Source organism: Chitinimonas sp. BJB300 (assembly GCF_002735695.1).
Classification (GTDB): Bacteria; Pseudomonadota; Gammaproteobacteria; order Burkholderiales; family Chitinimonadaceae; genus Chitinimonas.
This window is the reverse complement of sequence record NZ_PDZH01000017.1, coordinates 1-18,583: the sequence shown is the minus strand read 5'-3', so window position 1 is coordinate 18,583 and position 18,583 is coordinate 1. Positions and strand designations below refer to the sequence as shown.

Genomic DNA, 18,583 nt, shown 5'->3' with positions numbered 1-18,583 from the left:
CGACTGGCTTGCCAGGAACGCAAGGCGTTGACTCCCAAGGTAAAACTAGAAAACCAATGCATGATGGCGCATCTCCGAATAACTGGCGGCCGTAGGGGTACGCACCACACCCCTGATTACGCGGCTGCGTCAATCAAGATACAGGACAAGGTTTACCAATGATCGGATCTCTGAGCGGCTATTTCTCCAACGACCTGGCTATCGACCTGGGCACAGCCAACACGCTGATTTTTGTCTCAGGCAAAGGCATTGTGCTTGATGAGCCCTCTGTGGTTGCCATTCAGCAGGAAGGCGGCCCCTCTGCCAAAAAGACAATTCTTGCCGTAGGCGCAGAAGCGAAAAAGATGCTTGGCCGTACACCGGGCAGCATTACCGCCATCCGCCCGATGAAGGACGGTGTGATTGCCGATTTCACGATTACTGAGCAGATGCTCAAGCAGTTCATCAAGAAGGTAAATCCTTCCCGTTTGTTCTCCCCTTCCCCACGTATCGTCATCTGTGTGCCTTGCGGCTCAACCCAGGTGGAACGACGTGCTATCAAGGAGTCGGCCTTGGGTGCGGGGGCGCGTAAGGTTGAACTGATCGAAGAGCCGATGGCTGCGGCGATTGGTGCTGGTTTGCCGGTTGAGGAAGCCACTGGCTCCATGGTGGTTGACATCGGCGGCGGTACGACGGAAGTCGGTGTGATTTCCCTTGGCGGCATCGTCTATGCCAACAGTGTGCGTGTGGGCGGCGACAAGTTCGACGAAGCCATCATCAATTACATCCGCCGTAACTACGGCATGCTGATTGGTGAGACAACTGCCGAGGAAATCAAGAAGCGCATCGGTTCTGCCTTTCCGGGCGCTGAAGTGCGCGAGATGGAAGTGAAGGGGCGTAATCTGGCCGAAGGTATCCCACGCTCGTTCACGATTTCTTCGAACGAGATCCTTGAGGCGTTGACAGAGCCGTTGAATCAGATTGTCTCGGCGGTAAAACAGGCGCTGGAGCAAACCCCGCCTGAGTTGGGTGCGGATATTGCCGACAAAGGCATGGTGTTGACAGGCGGTGGCGCACTGTTGCGTGATCTGGATCGCCTCTTGATGGAAGAGACCGGTCTGCCGGTGATCGTCGCTGATGACCCACTTACCTGTGTGGTGCGTGGTTCGGGCAGAGCACTGGAGAAGATGGATAAAGTCGGCTCTATCTTCACAAACGATTGATTCTCACTGTGTGAGACTTGGGGGGTGAGGCTTGAAGCGTTGTAAAGCTTCACCCTCACCCCCTTGTGCCTTGCGCCGCATACAGCTGCCGCCATGCAATCTACGATCCAACCTGCCTTCTTCAAGCAAGGCCCCAAGCCATTCAGTCGCCTATTAATTTACGCCAGTCTGTCGCTGGTGTTGTTGGTGGTGGATGTCCGATGGCAAATTCTTCAACCCGCCCGCGAAATAGTCTCGGTGGCGCTCTATCCGCTGCAATGGCTGGCGACTGCGCCTGTATCGGTTGCGCATCAGGTCAGTAATTACTTTGTCACCCAGACGGCACTGCAGCAGGAGAATAGGCGTCTGCAGGATGAGCGTTTGTTGGCGAACGCCCAGTTGCTTCGCATGCAGGCGTTGCAGCAGGAGAACATTCAGCTACGCCAGTTATTGGTTACCCGCGACATGCAAGGTGGGCGCGGTGTATTGGCCGAGGTGCTCTACAACGATCGAGACCCGTACACCGCCAAGCTGGTAGTGGACCGTGGCGAGCAGGACCACGTCAAGGCAGGCCAGGTGGTAATCGACCCGCTGGGGGTGGTGGGGCAGATCACACGCGTACAACCGCTAACCGCAGAAATCACACTGATTACCCATAAGAACCAGCCTGTGCCTGTGCAGGTGGTGCGCAACGGCTTACGGGCGGTGGTATATGGCTCGGGGCCGGAAAGCCCGTTGGAGGTGCGCTTTATGCCGGTGAATGGCGATATCCGGAATGATGACTTGCTGGTCACCTCGGGTATTGATGGTACTTATCCGGCTGGTTTGCCAGTTGCAAAGGTGACGCGTGTTGATCGCAATGCGGGTTCTGCCTTTGCCCGTATCAGTTGCGAGCCCGCTGCCGATGTCGACAAGCACCGTTTCATGCTGATTCTGAATGAAAAACGGTCTATACCCGCCAAGCCGACGCCACCTGCTGCTCCAGCCAAAAAGAAGGGAGCAGATTAATGCCTGTTTCGCGTCAATTGCTCAAGCCGGTATCGCTGGGCTTTATCTTGTTCACTATTGTCGTAGCGCTGACCACAGCGTTGATTCCCTGGGGGCCGACAGTCAGGGCTATTCTGCCTGATGGCGTGGCGCTGGTGCTGTTCTACTGGTGTATGTATCAGTCGCGCCGGGTCGGTATGGGGTGGGCGTTCTGGTTGGGTATCGTGTTGGATATTGCCGATGGGAATGTCTTTGGCCAGCACGGCATTGCTTACTGCCTGACCGCATGGTTTGTATTGGCGCGGCACCGCCAGCTGGGGATGTTCCCACTTTGGCAGCAGGCCCTGTATATCGGGCCGCTGTTGTTTGCCAGTCAGCTGATTATGCTGGTGGTGCGTATGGCGACGGGCAGCGCCTTTCCTGGCTGGTTCATCTTCATCGGCGCGTTGACTGGCGCAGTGTTCTGGCCGTTGCTGAGCCAGTTGCTGCAAATGCAGCAGCGCACCGAGAAGCGGGCTGAAATTCAGTCATGAGCCGTCGTACTTTTCTGCGTGACCACCATGGTGAGCGCTATAGCTTCCAGCTGCGTCTTCTTGTGGCGATCACCATTGTCCTGGTCGGTTTCGGTGTTCTGCTGAGCCGCTTTGTTTTCCTGCAAGTACTGCAATACGACAAGTACCATACCCTCGCGGAGTCAAACCGTATCTCGCTGGTGCCAATTCCACCGTCGCGTGGCATCATTTCCGACCGTAATGGGGTCGTGCTTGCACACAATTTCTCCGCCTATACGTTGGAAATCACGCCTTCCAAATTGGACGGCACATTGAATGACACCGTCGAGGGATTGGCGGCATTGGTGGATATCACAGCCAAAGACCGGCGTCGTTTCAAGAAATTGTTGGATGAGAGCAAGGATTTCGAGTCGCTGCCAATCAAGACCCGGCTTAGTGATGAAGAAGTGGCGCGCTTTGCCGCCAATGCTTATCGCTTCCCCGGGGTAGAAATCAAGGCGCGGTTGTTCCGTCACTACCCAATGGGGGAGTCCGCTTCCCACTTGATTGGTTATATCGGTCGGATCAACGACCAGGACCTCAAGACGTTGGCTGAGGAGGAGCGGCTGGGTGAGTACAAGGGTACCGACCATATGGGTAAGTTCGGCCTTGAGCAGAGCTATGAGTCGGAACTGCATGGCAAGACGGGTTATGAGCAGGTGGAAGTGGATTCGGGCAGCCGGGCGATTCGGAGTTTGCACCGCAGTTCACCGATTGCCGGAGACAACCTCACGCTGACTATCGATATCCAACTGCAGCAAGTAATCGAACAGGCATTTGGCGAACACAAAGGTGCGTTGGTCGCCATCGACCCTACCAATGGTGGCATTCTGGCGATGGTGTCACGCCCTGGTTTCGACCCCAATCTATTCGTCGATGGAATCGACCCGGTATCGTGGCGCGAATTGAATGAGTCTGCTGCCCGGCCATTGAACAACCGAGCAATTCAAGGGACCTACCCGCCGGGTTCGACGTTCAAGCCATTCATGGCGCTGGCTGCCCTGGAAACAGGCAAGCGACGGCCGTCCGATGCGTTTCTTGACCCCGGTTTTTTCACCTTGGGTAATCACCGTTGGCGTGATGACAAGGTAGGCGGCCACGGGTATGTGGATTTGGTGAAGTCGATTGTTGTTAGTTGTGACACTTATTACTACCGCTTGGCAAACGATATGGGCATCGACCTTATCTCTGGCTTCATGGGTCCGTTGGGGCTGGGGCACAAGACTGGGGTTGATTTGCCTAATGAGAAGGACGGTATTCTGCCCTCGCAAGCATGGAAGCGGCGTTACTTCAAACGCAAGGATCAACAGCGGTGGTTGGCTGGCGATACAATATCCATCGGTATTGGCCAGGGCTACAACAGCTTCACCATCATGCAGTTGGCGCAGGCGACGTCCACGCTGGTAAATGATGGCGTGCAATTCCGCCCTCACCTGGTGCGTTTCATTGAAAACAGTGTCACCAGCGAGCGGCGTGAGGTTGAGCCACAACCGCGTCAGCGTCTGCCCTACAAGAGTGAGAACATTGAAGTGATCAAGCGCGCTATGGTGGAAACCAACCGGGCGGGTACAGGTGCCCCCGCTTTTAGCGGGGCGCCATATACATCGGGTGGTAAGACGGGTACGGCACAGGTTTATAACCTCAAGGGCGGGAAATATAACTCACATAGCATTCGAGCTGATTTGCGCGACCATGCACTATTTATTGCCTTCGCCCCGGCTGATAAGCCAAAAATCGCCCTAGCGATGATTGTGGAAAATGGCGGTTTCGGTGGCAAGGCTGCGGCACCGATTGCGCGGACAGCATTCGACTACTACCTACAGGGTAAGCGCCCGGTACAAGCTGTAACAAAACTTGAGTCAAGCCCGGCCGAAGAAGCTGAACCTGTGGATGGCGAGGACGCCAACCTCAACGAAGCGGGGCATCACCATGTGGATTAAACGCTTGGCTCAACGCATTGCACAGCCGATCGATCCTTGGTTGTTGCTATTCTCGCTGTTATTAATTTGCGTCAGCTTGGCGACCATCTATTCAGCTTCGAATGAAAGTGTCGCCAAAGTTACCAGCAAGCTGGTCTCGGTCGGAGTTGCGCTTGTTGCCATGTGGTTGGTGGCCAACCTTAAGCCGCAAAAACTGATGGCGCTTGCGCCACCCATCTATTTGGTGGGTTTGGTGCTTTTGGTTGGCGTGGCTTTATTTGGTGATATCACCAACGGGGCGCGGCGTTGGCTCGATATAGGCGTAGCGCGTATTCAGCCATCCGAGCTAATGAAGCTGGCGGTACCGATGATGTTGGCCTGGTATTTCGAACGGCACGAGGCAAATCTGCGCTTCAAGCATTTCGGCGTAGCGGCACTATTAATTGCGCTGCCCATGGCGCTGGTGCTGAAGCAGCCTGATCTTGGCACCGCATTATTGATTGCCGCGGCTGGCTTTTATGCCTTGTTCTTTGCCGGTTTACCCTGGCGGGTCATGGCCGGTATGTTGGTTGTTTTTCTATGCAGCCTGCCGGTGGTTTGGTCGCATATGCATGAGTATCAGCGCCAACGGGTGATGACCTTGATCGACCCGATGACCGATCCGCTTGGGAAGGGGTACCACACAATCCAGGGCATGATTGCGATTGGTTCGGGAGGGGTAATGGGCAAAGGGTGGCTCAGTGGCACACAGACTCATCTGGACTTCATTCCCGAACGAACCACGGACTTTATCTTTGCTGTCTACAGCGAGGAATTCGGCATGCTGGGTAATTGCATCCTGCTGATTTTGTTCCTGTGCGTTATCGGCCGGGGTTTGATCATTGCCAACAATGCATCCAGCGTATTCGGGCGCTTGCTGGCAGGTGCGCTGACGCTGTCCTTTTTCACCTACGCCATGGTGAACATGGGCATGGTGTCGGGCATCCTGCCCGTGGTGGGGGTACCCCTGCCGTTGGTCAGTTATGGGGGTACTGCCATGCTGTCCATCTTGATTGGTTTCGGTATGCTGATGGCCATTCAGCGTGACCGAAAGTTGATGAAGAATTGAGTACTTACCGTTATTTATTGTTATTGCTGCTGGTCTTGCTGGCAGGTTGCGCCAGCCGGCTACCGCCCGGCAGTGTGCCGACGGGTACGGGTTCCAGGCCTGCAAATACCCATAATCTGCCACCGGCCAAACCTGAACAGATTCCCAAAGAATATGGCGGGTATTACAAGGATGACGGCCCGATATTGGCTGTGCCTTACGATCTGGACCTGCTGGCCGAGCCGACTGTCCAGGCTGAGCCACTACACCGCTATGCAAATCGTCCCTATAAAGTGCTGGGCAGGACCTATACGCCGCTGCTCAGCTTTGGCGACTTTAGCCAGGAGGGAGGGGCATCGTGGTATGGCAAGAAATTCCATGGGAAGCGTACTTCAAGCGGTGAGGCTTACGATATGTTTCAGCTCACCGCAGCCCATCCCGTTCTACCTATCCCCAGCTATGCCCGCGTGACGAATCTGGTTAATGGGAAATCGGTTGTCGTGCGTATCAACGATCGCGGCCCATTTCACAAGGGTCGGGTGATTGATCTTTCTTATGCAGCTGCGTACCGGATTGGCTACCACAACATGGGTAATGCCAAGGTTCGTGTGCAAAGCCTGCAGCCGGGCGAACCGAGCGAAGTCCCTGCGCCGGAACAGGTCATGGCACGCGCTGTTGAGGCTGAGCCGGGTAAGCCGAGCCCAGTGTTTCCCAGTACCGTGGACATGCTAGCCATTCAACTACCTGGCTCGGCTGCAATGGAACAAAGCGGAAACCAGCGCTGGGTTCAGCTTGGCGCGTTTGCCAGCCAGACGGCGGCAGAGAGTTTTCGCAGCAAGGTGGGAGATACGCTGAGTTGGCTGGAAAAGGAATTGATGCTGGAGCAGGGGAATGGGGTATGGCGCGTGAGGGTGGGGCCGTATCCTGACAAAGCCGAAGCCCAGGCAATGGTGGACCGCATTGCCCAACAAGCGGATTTCCGTCCTGTAGTAGTTCGTTAGCCTGAAAGGCTGAGTATCTACGGGTTTCGCAGCACCTAGCTGCCCATGGGCACCACGCTTATGTCTGGCACAGGGAACACGGCCTTTAATTTTTCGCCCAGCGTATGGGCATCCGCTTCGGTAGCCAGTTGCTCTATGCTGACGCGGTAGCGATTTCCCGCTATGGGCCGAATCTTGGCGGCATAACCCCCTGCTTGCAACGTGTCATACCATTGCAGCGCCTCGTCCTGATTAGCGACGTTGGCGATGATCAACCGCCACTTCCCTTCGGTGCTGGTCAGGCCCTGGCCATTTTGTGGCTCTGTCTGTGGCTGCCATTCGTTTTGCAGTTTGATGGCATCTACTTTCGCAATGGGTAAAGAGGGTTTGTTTTTCGGCGCAATAAAGAAATCAAGGGGCTGATCCAGCGTCTGGACAGCTGTTTCGCCCTCCCGCTGCACAGTGGTGCTACCCTCGATTAGGCAGACAACGTCTTTTTCAGCATCTGCCTTGCCCCAGATGTCTGTGCCGCGAATACCCGCCGTGATGGTGGCGATACGCACATCGACTTCCCGTTTGCGTGCCTTGCCCAATAGACCGGTAGTAAAGCGGAACGCGCCCTTTATTACATTCAGTATCCCCGTGAATGGTGTACTGCGACCATCTGAGACATTCAAGTTATCCAAGCGGAACACAGCATCTTCGCCAAGTTTCACCTGACTGCCTTCAGGCAGTTTGATGAGAACGCGGGCACCGTGGCCGGTATGTAGTACGTCGCTGCTTTGCAGCACCATCCCTGGCGCCAATGGTTTCTTTATGCCCTCTCGCTCAAGCCATGCTGGCATATTGACGGCGCTGATCGTGGTTGGTGCGGCGAGGATAGAAAGGCTGAGCAGGCTAGCAAGGACGGCACTCAACGATCGATGGCGCATGGATTGTTCCTGAAACGGTGCGAGCAAGAACGCTCGGTTATAATCGACGCTTTATTTTTCGGCCGCCACGGACACCGCCGGCGGCAAGTGCTTCAGGATAGCTCACATGCAAGAACACTACCGCCCGTCCGAGGTTGAAGCGACTGCTCAGCAACACTGGCAAGCCAGCGATGCCTACCGAGTTGTCGAAGACCAGAACAAGCCGAAATTCTACGCCTGCTCCATGTTGCCCTACCCTTCGGGCAAATTGCACATGGGCCATGTGCGTAACTACACCATCAACGACATGCTGGCCCGCCATCTGCGCATGAAGGGCTTCAATGTACTGATGCCGATGGGCTGGGACGCCTTCGGCCTGCCAGCTGAAAACGCCGCCATTGCGTCGGGCAAGCCGCCGGCTGAATGGACTTATGCCAACATCGCAGACATGAAGTCGCAGATGCAACCGTTGGGCTTGGCTTTCGATTGGTCGCGTGAAGTGGCGACTTGCGACCCGGCCTATTACAAGTGGAACCAGTGGTTGTTTCTGAAGATGCTGGAGAAGGGTATCGCCTTCAAGAAGACCCAGGTGGTGAATTGGGACCCGGTTGACCAGACCGTATTGGCGAATGAGCAAGTCGTGGATGGCCGTGGCTGGCGTTCTGGTGCGATTGTAGAAAAGCGTGAGATTCCAGGTTACTACTTTGGCATCACCCAGTACGCCGAGGAGTTATTGGCTGATATCGATAAGCTTAATGGGTGGCCTGATCAAGTACGCGCCATGCAGCGTAACTGGATTGGCAAGTCTGAGGGCGTCCGTTTCGCTTTTAGCCATGACATCAAGGATGTTAATGGTGCGTTGATTAGTGGTGGTCAAATGTGGGTCTTCACCACCCGTGCCGATACCATCATGGGCGTCACCTTTTGTGCTGTGGCCGCAGAGCATCCGTTGGCGACTCGTGCGGCAGAGTTGAAACCAGAATTGGTCGACTTCATCGAAGAGTGCAAGAAGGGTGGCATTTCGGAAGCTGAAATTGCTACCCAGGAAAAGAAAGGCAAGCCAACTGGTCTGTTCGTCACGCATCCATTGACCGGGGCGCAAGTCGAGGTCTGGATCGGCAACTATGTGTTGATGAGCTATGGTGACGGCGCTGTAATGGGTGTGCCGGCGCATGATGAGCGTGATTTTGCGTTTGCCAACCAGTACGGTATTGCCATCAAGCAAGTGGTTGCGGTGGACGGTGAAAGCTTTGACAGCAAGACTTGGGCTGAGTGGTATGGCGAAAAGAATCGCGGTGTCGCCATCAACTCCGGTAAGTACGATGGCCTGAGTTATAAAGCTGCGGTCGAGGCCGTGGCGACTGATCTTGTAGCCAAGCAGATTGGTGAGAAGAAAACTACTTGGCGGCTGCGTGACTGGGGTATCTCGCGCCAGCGTTACTGGGGCACCCCTATCCCGATCATTCATTGCGAGAGCTGCGGTGATGTACCAGTGCCCTATGCCGACCTGCCGGTGGTGTTGCCCACCGATTGCGTGCCGGATGGTTCAGGTAACCCGCTCAAGCATCGAGCCGACTTCCTTAACGTGGACTGTCCAAAGTGCGGCAAGCCCGCGCAGCGCGAAACCGACACCATGGATACCTTTGTCGATTCGAGTTGGTATTTCATGCGCTATACCTGCCCCGATGCCGAGACGATGGTCGATACGCGCCATGACTACTGGATGGCGGGTGGTATGGACCAGTACATTGGCGGTATCGAGCACGCAGTACTGCACCTCTTGTATGCCCGGTTCTGGACCAAGACCATGCGTGACCTTGGCCTTGTCCATATTGATGAGCCATTCAAGGCGTTGTTCACCCAGGGTATGTTGTTGAACGAATCGTTCTTCCGTGAAGACGCGTCGGGTAAAAAGACCTGGTATTACCCAAACGAAATTGATGTCCAGCATGACGATAAGGGCCGTCCTATTGCCGCCAGCCTCAAGGCTGACGGCCAGCCGGTTGTCATGGGTGGCATCGAAAAGATGTCAAAGTCTAAGAACAACGTGGTGGAGCCCAAAGACATCATCAGCCGCTTTGGCGCCGATACGGCTCGGCTGTTTACCATGTTCGCAGGGCCGCCTGAGCAAAGCGCTGCCTGGAGTGATACCGGCGTAGAAGGGGCTTACCGCTATCTGCGCAGGCTGTGGGCATTTGGTCAGAAGCAGGCTGAGGCTATCCGTACTGCTGGCCCGCTTGGTGCGCTGGATAAGGATGCAAAAGCATTGCGGTTTGAGATTCACACCACGCTCAAGCAGATCAATACCGATTACGAACGGTTGCAGTACAACACCGTGGTATCGGGTTGTATGAAACTCTTGAATGCGCTGGAAGGTTTTAAGGGCGATGCACCGGCTGTATTGCGCGAGGGCTTAGGTATTCTGCTGCGAGCGCTCTACCCTGTCAGCCCGCATATCGCCCATGTGTTGTGGACCGAATGTGGCTACACCGGTGAGATCATTGACAATGCTTGGCCCGAGCCCGCAGAGGATGCACTAAAGCAGGACGAAATCACCTTGGTGGTGCAGGTAAACGGTAAGCTGCGCGGTGAAATTGCTGTGCCGGCTGGTGCCGACCGCGTTGCTATCGAGGCCTTTGCGCTTGCCAATGTTAATGTGCAGAAGTTTCTCGAAGGTCAGACCCCGAAGAAAGTGATCGTGGTGCCGGGCCGGCTGGTGAACTTGGTGGTGTGATTGTTTATACCCGTGGTAAAGGGCCGGTTATTGGCTCTTTGCCCGCTGCTTGGTATTTGTCTTGGCCACTCAACTTATTGTGAAATGGTTGTGATGTTGCCAAACCTTGTGCGATAGGTCGCATAAGTTAGAAATGCGTGCTTATACTCGTACCGGCTTGGTGACCACCCCTTGCCATGCTGAATCCTTGAACTGACTGCCCATGCGCCCCCGCCTTCTTATCCTGAGCCTTGTGTGTTTCTTATCCGCCTGCGGTTTTCGCTTACGGGGTTTGGATGAGAGCATGTCATTGCCTTTCGCTACTCTCTATCTACAAGCCCCGGTAACCGGTTTGGGCGAGGTGCTGCATCGGCAATTGTCATTACGGCCCGATATGCAGCTTGTTTCGCCTGTAAGCGCCGAGGCGGTGCTGGCGGTGCTGGATGAATCGATGCAGAAGCAGATACTGACGGTGAACAAATCGGGCCGCGTAGTGGAATACCAACTGGTCTACCGCGCGCGCTTTAAGCTTGAACAGGGCGGTACCAACTGGATTGCCCCAACGGAGCTGATATTGCGGCGTGATTACTCATTCGACGAAAGTAATCTCCTGGGCAAGGCGGCTGAGGAAAGAGCCCTGCTGCACGATATGCATGTTGATGCTGCGCAGCAGATTATTCGCCGGCTGGCGGCGTTAAAACCGCAACTGGCGCCTATGACTTCGGTGCCGGGTAAATAAAAGTGCAGCTACGCCCTAGCGAACTCAGTGCGCACCTGGCCAAAGGCCGCCTACTGCCCGTGTATGTGGTGCATGGCGAAGAAGCCTTGGTGGCATTGGAGGCCGCCCAGGCGATTCGTGACGCGGCACGGCAGCAAGGTTTTAGTGAACGCCAGGTACTGACGGTGGAGCCGGGTTTCAAATGGATGGAATTGGCTGCTTCGGGCCAGGCAATTTCACTGTTTTCGGAACAAAAGTTGGTTGAGCTTCGGATACCAAATGGCAAGCCGGGCGTAGAAGGTGGCGAAGCGCTGCAGTTCTACGCTGCCAGTGCGCCAGTCGATAATGTCCTGCTGGTGCAATTACCGAAGCTGGATAAACCACAGCTATCAAGCAAGTGGTTCTTGGCGTTGGAAGAGGCCGGTGCGGCTGTGGGATGCGCTGCGGTTAGCCGTAATGAGTTGCCTGTGTGGATAGCCGAGCGGCTTGGTCGCCAACAACAGCGTTTAAGTGCCGAGGCGATGGATTATCTGGTTGCGCGAGTGGAGGGTAATCTTCTGGCAGCCAAACAGGAAATCGACAAGCTGGCTTTGTTACATGGGTCGGGCGAATTGAATCTAGGTGATATGCAAGCTGCAGTCGCCAATGTGGCCCGCTACGATGTATGGGGGCTTGGTGAAGCCCTGGTTGCGGGGGATGCGGCCAGGTTGTCACGAATGCTGGATGGTTTGAAGGGGGAAGGTGAGGCGCCCACTTTGGTCTTATGGGCTATGGCTGACGAAGTACGGGCATTGCTCAAGGTTGGACTGGGGCGTTCGCATGGGGGGAATTTGCAGCAGTTGTATCGGGAGAATCGCGTTTGGGGCGAAAAGCAAAAACGCTACCCGGCAGCGCTTGATAGGCTCAAGGCCAGCCAACTTAAAGCGGCCTTGGCGCATGCTGCGGATATCGACCGAATTGTAAAAGGAGTGGGCAGTGGTGAGGCATGGGAGGAGTTGCTGAAACTGGGCATGCGGTTGATGCCCAAGTGATATCGGTGCACTGAATATATGTACCTCAGCACATGCTTTGGGGCGTGTGCTGCGGTACACAATTTCGGGTAGGCCAATATGAAAGAGCATATCCTCATCAACGTTACCCCCCAGGAAACACGGGTAGCGGTGACCGAAGAAGGCGTAGTACAGGAGATCCACATCGAACGTACCGCCCAGCGCGGTATCGTGGGGAATGTCTACTTGGGCACGGTGAAGCGCGTATTGCCTGGTATGCAGTCAGCGTTTATTGAAATTGGCCTTGAGCGGGCGGCTTTTCTACATATTGCCGATGTGATTGAACAGCGGCAGCACCCAACCGAGCCACAGCGAATCGAACGGCTGATGTACGAAGGCCAAAGTGTGATGGTGCAGGTGATCAAGGACCCGATCGGCACCAAGGGCGCTCGCCTTTCTACCCAGATCAGCATTGCGGGCCGTTTTCTGGTTTTCCTGCCCCAGGAACATCACATTGGTGTCAGCCAGCGTATTGAGCATGGTGAAGGGCGTGAACACCTGCGCGAACGGTTGCTGAAAATGTTGCCGTCAGGTGACCAGCATGGTGGTTATATCATTCGAACTTCCGCAGAACATGCCAGTGAAGACGAGCTGCATGCCGACGTTGAGTACCTGAGCCTGATCTGGGCTGACCTCAAGCAAAAGTCCAAGACTATGCCACCCAAGTCAGTGCTGTATCAGGACTTGAATTTAGCAATGCGTGTGCTGCGCGACATTGTGCGCGATGAGACTCAGAAGGTGGTAGTCGATTCACGTGAAACGTTTGTGAAGATGAGCGAGTTTGCCGATGCGTTTGTTACCAACGTTGCACCGCGGCTAGAGCACTATCTTGGCGAACGCCCGGTATTCGAAATGCACGGTGTGGAAGCCGAAATAGAGCGTGCCTTGGCTCGCCGGGTAAATTTGAAGTTTGGTGGTTATCTGATCATCGACCAAACCGAAGCGATGACCACTATCGATGTAAATACCGGCGGTTTTGTCGGTACCCGCTCGTTTGATGACACCATCTTCAAAACCAATCTGGAAGCTACGCAGGTTATTGCCCGCCAGCTTCGGCTACGTAACCTTGGTGGCATCATTATTGTCGATTTCATCGACATGGATAATCACGAGCATCGTGACCAAGTACTACATGAGCTGCATAAGGCATTAGGTAAAGACCGGACCAAGGTCACGGTATCTGGCTTTACCAGCTTGGGTTTGGTGGAAATTACGCGTAAGCGTACGCGCGAAAGTTTGGCGCATATCTTGTGCGAACCCTGCCCTGTGTGCCAGGGGCGTGGTGAAATCAAGACTGCGCAGACGGCTTGTTACGACATTCTGCGTGAGATTCTGCGTGAGGCACGCCAGTTCAACGCCAAGGAATATCGCATTCTGGCCAGCCAAACCGTAATCGATATGTTTCTCGATGAAGAAAGCGCTAATCTCGCCATGTTGGCTGACTTCATTGGCAAGCCGATTTCCTTGCAGGTGGAGAGCGCTTATTTTCAGGAACAGTACGATGTGATTCTGGTGTAGGTTGCCGTTGCTTGAAACATAACGCGACCTATCCATCCCAGCGGGACTGTGGCGTAGTTAGCTAAGCCAACAAGACTGCGTTATAGGTTTTTGTCTTGCTAAGTTCTGAAGCGGCGGCGCGATGTATTGTAGGCATCGCGCAGTTTCAGATATTTCACACTGGCGGGTTCAAGGCTTTTGACTCTATCCAGATAAAGCTGCGCGGTTTCCATATATTCCTGGTGCCAGCCATTACGGCTCACATAAGCGAGCATGGCATTTACGGCATTCAGCATCACCTGCACATTTGCCGGCATTTCTTCGACAGCCTCGATAAACTTTTGCACTGCTCCCTGAATATCGCCCGATTGAGCCATACGCACTGCATCGTTATTGATGCCGACAATCGCGCGTGCAGTTTCTTCAATCATGGTCTGGCCTAAATCAGCCCGATCGACTGCCGCGTAGAGCGTCGATACCTTTTCGAGTATTGCGGCATCTTCATGGTGGTTGCGTAGTACTTTTTGGACGATTTCACCGCCGGCTGCGTCTTCGTCCAACCGGTAACAAGCCTCTGCCAGTTCAAGGGCAAAATGGTCAGGTAGGTCATTGGCTACATCGGCAAACTGTTGTTTGGCCTTGTTCAAAAGCTGCTGGGCGCGGTTTTCATTTCCTTGTTTGAGTGCAATCTGGGTTTCCATGACTGTCGCCAGCATGTCGGCTTTGGGGTCGTAGCGGAATTCTCGCCGCACATCGGCCGCCACTTTGGCTGCCTCCCCCACTTCGTTATTACCGATATGTGCCTTGGCTAAGGCTGAATAGTCGGCGGCATCACGCCAAAACGAGAATTTGGCCACATTGATGGTTTTCTGAAATGACTGGACTGCCGTCGCATAGTCACCATTGCGCATAGCGACTTCACCGAGCTTCTTCTGGCGGCTGACATTGGCTGCCGATAGATCTACCGCCCGTTGCAACATGCCTTGTGCCTCTATAGGCTCGTGCTCGGCTTGGTGAATTTTGGCCAGCCAGTCATAGGCTTCCATAATTCGGTTGTTCTCCGCGAGCAGTGCCTCAAACAATTGCTTGGCCGTTGCGTAATCTTTCAAGTGGAATAGTGCCTTGGCCATGCCCATCTTGGCCCAGGGTATTTCCCGTGCATCGATTACGTTTTGGTAGGTTTCGCGTGCCAAAGCGAAATCGCCGATGGTTAGTGCGATGCGGCCTTTGAGCTTCAGGAAGTCGAGCAGGAATGGGTCTTTATTGGCGATACGCTCATTGCAGTCGGCCAGGGCTTTGAAGTAATCCTCATTCATGATGGCGGTATCAAGGTCTTCGAAGGCAGACTTCTTGTTGTAGGCACGATCAAGCCGTTGCTTCAATTCTTCGCCCGTGAAGGGCTTGAGTAAGTAACCATCGGGGGCAAGCTCCGCCGCAGAAATCACCAAACGTGAGCGACGTTCGCCGGTGACGATCATGAACACTGCAGAAGGCCTGAGCAGATTGCGCAGCTTCAATTCTTCAAGCAGATGTAGTCCGTCGTAGCCATTGCCAAGGTCGAAGTCACACAAGATCACATCATGGTTACCACGTTTGATGATGCCGATGGCCTCCATGGCGCGGTGGGCGTATTCAATCTTGGTGACACCGAAGGTCGACAAGGTGGCGTTCATGGCCGAGCGCATTTCCTGCACCGCGTCGATCACCAAAAAGCGCTTGTTGCCGTAGTCGATGTCGATGGGTCTGTTGGCGTAGGCCTGCTCGATAGCCTCTGCCGTATCTTCGTCGTCGCCACTGGCACGAGCGGCGCGAGCTGAAAATAAGGGGGAATTGGCCTGGTCCATGAGTCCACTCTCCTCAACAACACAACAACATATATATATGTGGGCCTGCGGTATTGCGGCAGAGCCTAGGTTCTGTCGACCTTAGGTTTACGATCGTGTTGGGCCGGATTTGTGGGCAAGGTTGGGCACAACGACGTCACATAATAGGTTATGTATGCGAGGCGGTAATGACCGAATGCCCTCACAACTTTGCTCAGTTCAGTGGTTGGAACGGTAGGCGGACAGAGCTGGACTTGTTCATCTTTGTACCAATCTAAATGGGATCAGCACGTTTCTCCAACTGCAAACGCATCACACCTATCAGTTAACTAGTGTAAGCCGGGCATATTCCAATGCAAGCCACTTCAGGCCTACGGCACCGAAGTTCACCTGGACATTGGCGTTCTTGCCGGTGCCGTCATAGTTCACCACAACCCCTTCACCAAATTTGGCGTGTTCAACAGTGCAACCTACTCGTAGGCCGTGTTCTGGCGTGTTCTTTTCTAGTTTGCGTGCAGGCATGGCTGAGGGGGCGTAGCCACGGTTGAGCCACTTGAGCAGTGCCTCGGGAATCTCGCTTAGAAAGCGCGAGGCAATCGAGAATCGCGTCTGGCCATGCAACATACGGCTTTGCGCCAAACTCATATAGAGCTTGCGCCGGGCACGGGTGATGGCAACGTAGGCGAGCCGGCGTTCTTCCTCCAGGCCTTCAGGGTTGGCAATACTATTATCGTGTGGGAATAAGCCTTCTTCGATGCCTGTCAGGAAGACGGCATGGAATTCCAGGCCTTTGGACGCATGCACGCTCATCAGTTGCAATGCATCCTGGCCGGGTGCAGCTTCATGGTCACCCGCTTCTAGTGAAGCGTGCGCCAGGAAGGCATTCACGTTGTTTTCATTTTCCTGCACGAAGACAGCGGCGGCCGAGATCAACTGATCCAGGTTTTCCAGCCTGTCCTGGCCTTCCTTGTCATTACGGTAGTGCTCGATCAGGCCGCTTTGTTCGATAGCCAGTTGCGTCAATTCAGGTAGGCTCAAGCCTTCTTGCTGGGCGCGCATGCCTTCGATGAGTTGCACGAACTTTGCAACAGCCGCAGCGCTACGCCCTGCCCCACCGGAGCAAGCAGCTTGCCAGATGCTGGTGCCGGTCCCTCGTGCTGTTTCACCCAGCACTTCCAGGGTACGGTTGCCAATGCCGCGTACGGGAAAGTTGATAACCCTTAAGAGTGCGTTGTCGTCGTCTGGGTTGGCGATAAGGCGCAAATAAGCGAGGGCGTGCTTGATTTCTTGTCGTTCAAAAAAGCGCAGGCCGCCATAAACCCGATATGGCAGGCCAGCTTGGAACAACGCGTGTTCCAGTACCCGTGATTGGGCATTTGAACGGTAAAGTACTGCCATATCATTCAGCGGCGTGCCATCACGCTGCAACTGGCGTACTTCCTCTACGACGAACTGAGCCTCTTCGAAATCGGTAGCAGCCTCGAACACCCGGATCAAGTCACCTGCTGATTCAGAAGTCCACAGGTTCTTGCCTAGCCGTCCACGGTTGTAGGCAATCAGCGCATTGGCTGCTTCAAGAATATTGCCGTGCGAGCGGTAGTTCTGTTCCAGCTTGATCACCGTTTTTACTGAAAAATCGCGCTGGAAGTCGGCCATATTGCCGACGTTGGCGCCACGAAAGGCATAAATCGATTGATCATCATCGCCTACGGCGAAGACAGCTGCTGGTTCACCGGTTGTATCATGCGCGGTTGCCGTACCAAGCGAGTCGCGCTTGCCGGCCAATAGCTTCAGCCAGCGGTATTGCAGGCGGTTTGTATCTTGGAATTCATCGACGAGGATGTAACGGAAGCGGGCGTTATAGTGGCTACGCAACGCAGTGTTATCGCGCAATAGCTCATAACAACGCAGAAGTAGTTCGGCAAAGTCGACTACGCCTTCCCGGCGGCATTGGCGTTCGTATTCCTCATACAGCTGCTTCATCTGCTGAGAATGGGCATCCCAGGCTTCTACCTCGCCAGGGCGACGGCCCTCTTCTTTATTGGCATTGATGTAGTACATCAACTCTCGGGGTGGGTATTTCTCGTCATCGATATTCAGCGCCTTCAGCAGTCGCTTGATGGCTGAGAGTTGATCTGCCATATCCATGATCTGGAAGGCTTCGGGCAAGCCAGCATCGCGCCAATGCATCCGCAACATGCGGTTACACAAACCGTGGAAAGTGCCAATCCACAAAGAACGCGCATTGATGGGGAGTTGGGCCGATACCCGCGTTAACATCTCTTTGGCGGCTTTGTTGGTGAAGGTCACTGCCAAGATGCCATGTTGGCTGATTTGCCCCGTGGATAGCAGCCAGACAATGCGGGTAGTCAACACGCGCGTCTTGCCCGAGCCTGCACCTGCCAATATCAGGGCAGGTACGGCAGGCAGGGTAACTGCTGCGAGTTGTTCTGGGTTCAGACCATTAAGCAAAGAGGACGACATGATGATTTTCCAGCGAAGGGACAGGTAGTTTACCGGAGCTACAGTCCCTTTCCTCTATGGCGATAACGGTATGTCGTCGACTTAGATAGCTACCCTGCGCAATTTATCAACCCAGGCTTTGAAGTGAGCACATTCAGCCTCAATTCTGTTTATACCGATGGACTTTGCGATTAAAGGCCCGTGACGGGTTTTCTTGTATTTGGGCTGTAAAGTATTTTCAAGGCGTTTGGATGGTTTGGTTTCAAAACTGTTGTTGATGTGCTCTGGTGTCGAAAAAGCGTTTCGTATGTTCTGAAGTGGTTTGAGGCAAAGATGCCAGTCTGGTTCAATCTGAACCAAGGCGTCCAGATGTAGAAAACAGTAGTCCTTCAAACTCGTAGGGTTGGATATGCGGAATAAAGCGTTCTGGGTGGCAACCTATGGCATTAACGATAGCGGCGTGTAGTGAGTTTTCAATTGCAGCAGCACGACTATAGATATCTGGCTCTTTCAAACTCTGACTGTAGCCAGGAAAGTCTGTATCTAGACCATACAAATCCAGAAATGTTGTTAATACCTGATGTTACGCAGTAGCTGCGAGAAGCAGCTGTAACTGATCATAAGCCGCGCGGGAGGCGTTGATCAGTAACTTGCGGCAAAGTGCGAATGGGTTCTTCTGCGTCTTGATGCTCAGGCATTCAAGT

The 18,583-nt window shown here is 54.3% G+C and carries 15 protein-coding genes; 10 read left to right on the top strand and 5 right to left on the bottom strand.

Annotated elements, in window-relative coordinates; translation table 11 throughout:
• The first annotated feature begins 158 nt into the window (after positions 1 to 158).
• The 6 genes from CSQ89_RS04615 to CSQ89_RS04590 all read left to right on the top strand — a co-directional run bounded on the left by CSQ89_RS04615 (position 159) and on the right by CSQ89_RS04590 (position 6,726).
• Positions 159 to 1,202, top strand: coding sequence for a rod shape-determining protein (locus CSQ89_RS04615; protein WP_099405014.1), 1,044 nt, complete (start codon positions 159 to 161; stop codon positions 1,200 to 1,202).
• Positions 1,203 to 1,295: 93 nt separating this feature from the next.
• Positions 1,296 to 2,189 carry a rod shape-determining protein MreC gene (mreC, locus tag CSQ89_RS04610; RefSeq protein ID WP_099405013.1) on the top strand — a complete coding sequence of 298 codons (894 nt, stop codon included), beginning with the start codon at positions 1,296 to 1,298 and terminating at the stop codon, positions 2,187 to 2,189.
• Complete coding sequence (gene mreD, locus CSQ89_RS04605) at positions 2,189 to 2,701, top strand: rod shape-determining protein MreD (RefSeq protein ID WP_099405012.1); 513 nt, start codon at positions 2,189 to 2,191, stop codon at positions 2,699 to 2,701. Before mreC ends, mreD begins: the two co-directional genes overlap by 1 nt.
• Positions 2,698 to 4,659 (top strand): penicillin-binding protein 2, encoded by a 1,962-nt coding sequence (mrdA, locus tag CSQ89_RS04600; protein ID WP_099405011.1) that lies wholly within the window; start codon positions 2,698 to 2,700, stop codon positions 4,657 to 4,659. Before mreD ends, mrdA begins: the two co-directional genes overlap by 4 nt.
• Complete coding sequence (gene rodA, locus CSQ89_RS04595) at positions 4,649 to 5,746, top strand: rod shape-determining protein RodA (RefSeq protein ID WP_099405010.1); 1,098 nt, start codon at positions 4,649 to 4,651, stop codon at positions 5,744 to 5,746. Before mrdA ends, rodA begins: the two co-directional genes overlap by 11 nt.
• Positions 5,743 to 6,726: a septal ring lytic transglycosylase RlpA family protein gene (locus tag CSQ89_RS04590; RefSeq protein ID WP_099405009.1), complete on the top strand. Its 984-nt coding sequence runs from the start codon at positions 5,743 to 5,745 to the stop codon at positions 6,724 to 6,726. The genes rodA and CSQ89_RS04590 overlap by 4 nt, the downstream gene beginning before the upstream one ends.
• Before the next feature lie 35 nt (positions 6,727 to 6,761).
• Here CSQ89_RS04590 and CSQ89_RS04585 read toward each other — a convergent pair whose 3' ends face one another.
• The gene (locus CSQ89_RS04585; RefSeq protein ID WP_099405008.1) at positions 6,762 to 7,637 is read right to left on the bottom strand and encodes a FecR domain-containing protein; all 876 of its coding nucleotides are present in this window, start codon (positions 7,635 to 7,637) and stop codon (positions 6,762 to 6,764) included.
• A 106-nt stretch (positions 7,638 to 7,743) separates the two neighbouring features.
• On the opposite strand from CSQ89_RS04585, the gene leuS reads away from it, so the two are divergent.
• The 4 genes from leuS to rng all read left to right on the top strand — a co-directional run bounded on the left by leuS (position 7,744) and on the right by rng (position 13,614).
• On the top strand, positions 7,744 to 10,350 hold the full coding sequence (leuS, locus tag CSQ89_RS04580) for a leucine--tRNA ligase (protein WP_099405007.1): 2,607 nt from the start codon (positions 7,744 to 7,746) through the stop codon (positions 10,348 to 10,350).
• Between the two features lie 283 nt (positions 10,351 to 10,633).
• Positions 10,634 to 11,068 (top strand): LPS-assembly lipoprotein LptE, encoded by a 435-nt coding sequence (locus tag CSQ89_RS04575; protein ID WP_158228903.1) that lies wholly within the window; start codon positions 10,634 to 10,636, stop codon positions 11,066 to 11,068.
• 2 nt (positions 11,069 to 11,070) lie between these two features.
• Positions 11,071 to 12,078, top strand: a complete 1,008-nt coding sequence (gene holA / locus CSQ89_RS04570; protein ID WP_099405005.1) for a DNA polymerase III subunit delta — start codon at positions 11,071 to 11,073, stop codon at positions 12,076 to 12,078.
• A 78-nt stretch (positions 12,079 to 12,156) separates the two neighbouring features.
• A complete protein-coding gene (gene rng / locus CSQ89_RS04565; protein WP_099405004.1) occupies positions 12,157 to 13,614 on the top strand; it encodes a ribonuclease G in 1,458 nt (485 codons plus the stop codon).
• 98 nt (positions 13,615 to 13,712) lie between these two features.
• On the opposite strand, the gene CSQ89_RS04560 is transcribed toward rng, so the two are convergent.
• The 4 genes from CSQ89_RS04560 to CSQ89_RS23765 form a co-directional block, all read right to left on the bottom strand.
• Complete coding sequence (locus tag CSQ89_RS04560) at positions 13,713 to 15,437, bottom strand: tetratricopeptide repeat-containing response regulator (RefSeq protein WP_099405003.1); 1,725 nt, start codon at positions 15,435 to 15,437, stop codon at positions 13,713 to 13,715.
• 300 nt (positions 15,438 to 15,737) lie between these two features.
• Positions 15,738 to 17,900, bottom strand: a complete 2,163-nt coding sequence (locus CSQ89_RS04555; protein ID WP_186293316.1) for a UvrD-helicase domain-containing protein — start codon at positions 17,898 to 17,900, stop codon at positions 15,738 to 15,740.
• A gap of 81 nt (positions 17,901 to 17,981) precedes the next feature.
• A complete protein-coding gene (locus CSQ89_RS23770; RefSeq protein WP_158228902.1) occupies positions 17,982 to 18,239 on the bottom strand; it encodes a DUF4276 family protein in 258 nt (85 codons plus the stop codon).
• Positions 18,226 to 18,435, bottom strand: coding sequence for a hypothetical protein (locus CSQ89_RS23765; RefSeq protein WP_099405000.1), 210 nt, complete (start codon positions 18,433 to 18,435; stop codon positions 18,226 to 18,228). Before CSQ89_RS23765 ends, CSQ89_RS23770 begins: the two co-directional genes overlap by 14 nt.
• Between the last annotated feature and the right edge of the window lie 148 nt (positions 18,436 to 18,583).

Coding starts and splice junctions, on each gene's coding strand:
- CSQ89_RS04615 (WP_099405014.1), top strand. CDS start 159: ATGATCGGATCTCTGAGCGGCTATTTCTCCAACGACCTGGCTATCGAC.
- mreC (WP_099405013.1), top strand. CDS start 1,296: ATGCAATCTACGATCCAACCTGCCTTCTTCAAGCAAGGCCCCAAGCCA.
- mreD (WP_099405012.1), top strand. CDS start 2,189: ATGCCTGTTTCGCGTCAATTGCTCAAGCCGGTATCGCTGGGCTTTATC.
- mrdA (WP_099405011.1), top strand. CDS start 2,698: ATGAGCCGTCGTACTTTTCTGCGTGACCACCATGGTGAGCGCTATAGC.
- rodA (WP_099405010.1), top strand. CDS start 4,649: ATGTGGATTAAACGCTTGGCTCAACGCATTGCACAGCCGATCGATCCT.
- CSQ89_RS04585 (WP_099405008.1), bottom strand. CDS start 7,637: ATGCGCCATCGATCGTTGAGTGCCGTCCTTGCTAGCCTGCTCAGCCTT.
- leuS (WP_099405007.1), top strand. CDS start 7,744: ATGCAAGAACACTACCGCCCGTCCGAGGTTGAAGCGACTGCTCAGCAA.
- CSQ89_RS04575 (WP_158228903.1), top strand. CDS start 10,634: ATGTCATTGCCTTTCGCTACTCTCTATCTACAAGCCCCGGTAACCGGT.
- rng (WP_099405004.1), top strand. CDS start 12,157: ATGAAAGAGCATATCCTCATCAACGTTACCCCCCAGGAAACACGGGTA.
- CSQ89_RS04560 (WP_099405003.1), bottom strand. CDS start 15,437: ATGGACCAGGCCAATTCCCCCTTATTTTCAGCTCGCGCCGCTCGTGCC.
- CSQ89_RS04555 (WP_186293316.1), bottom strand. CDS start 17,900: ATGTCGTCCTCTTTGCTTAATGGTCTGAACCCAGAACAACTCGCAGCA.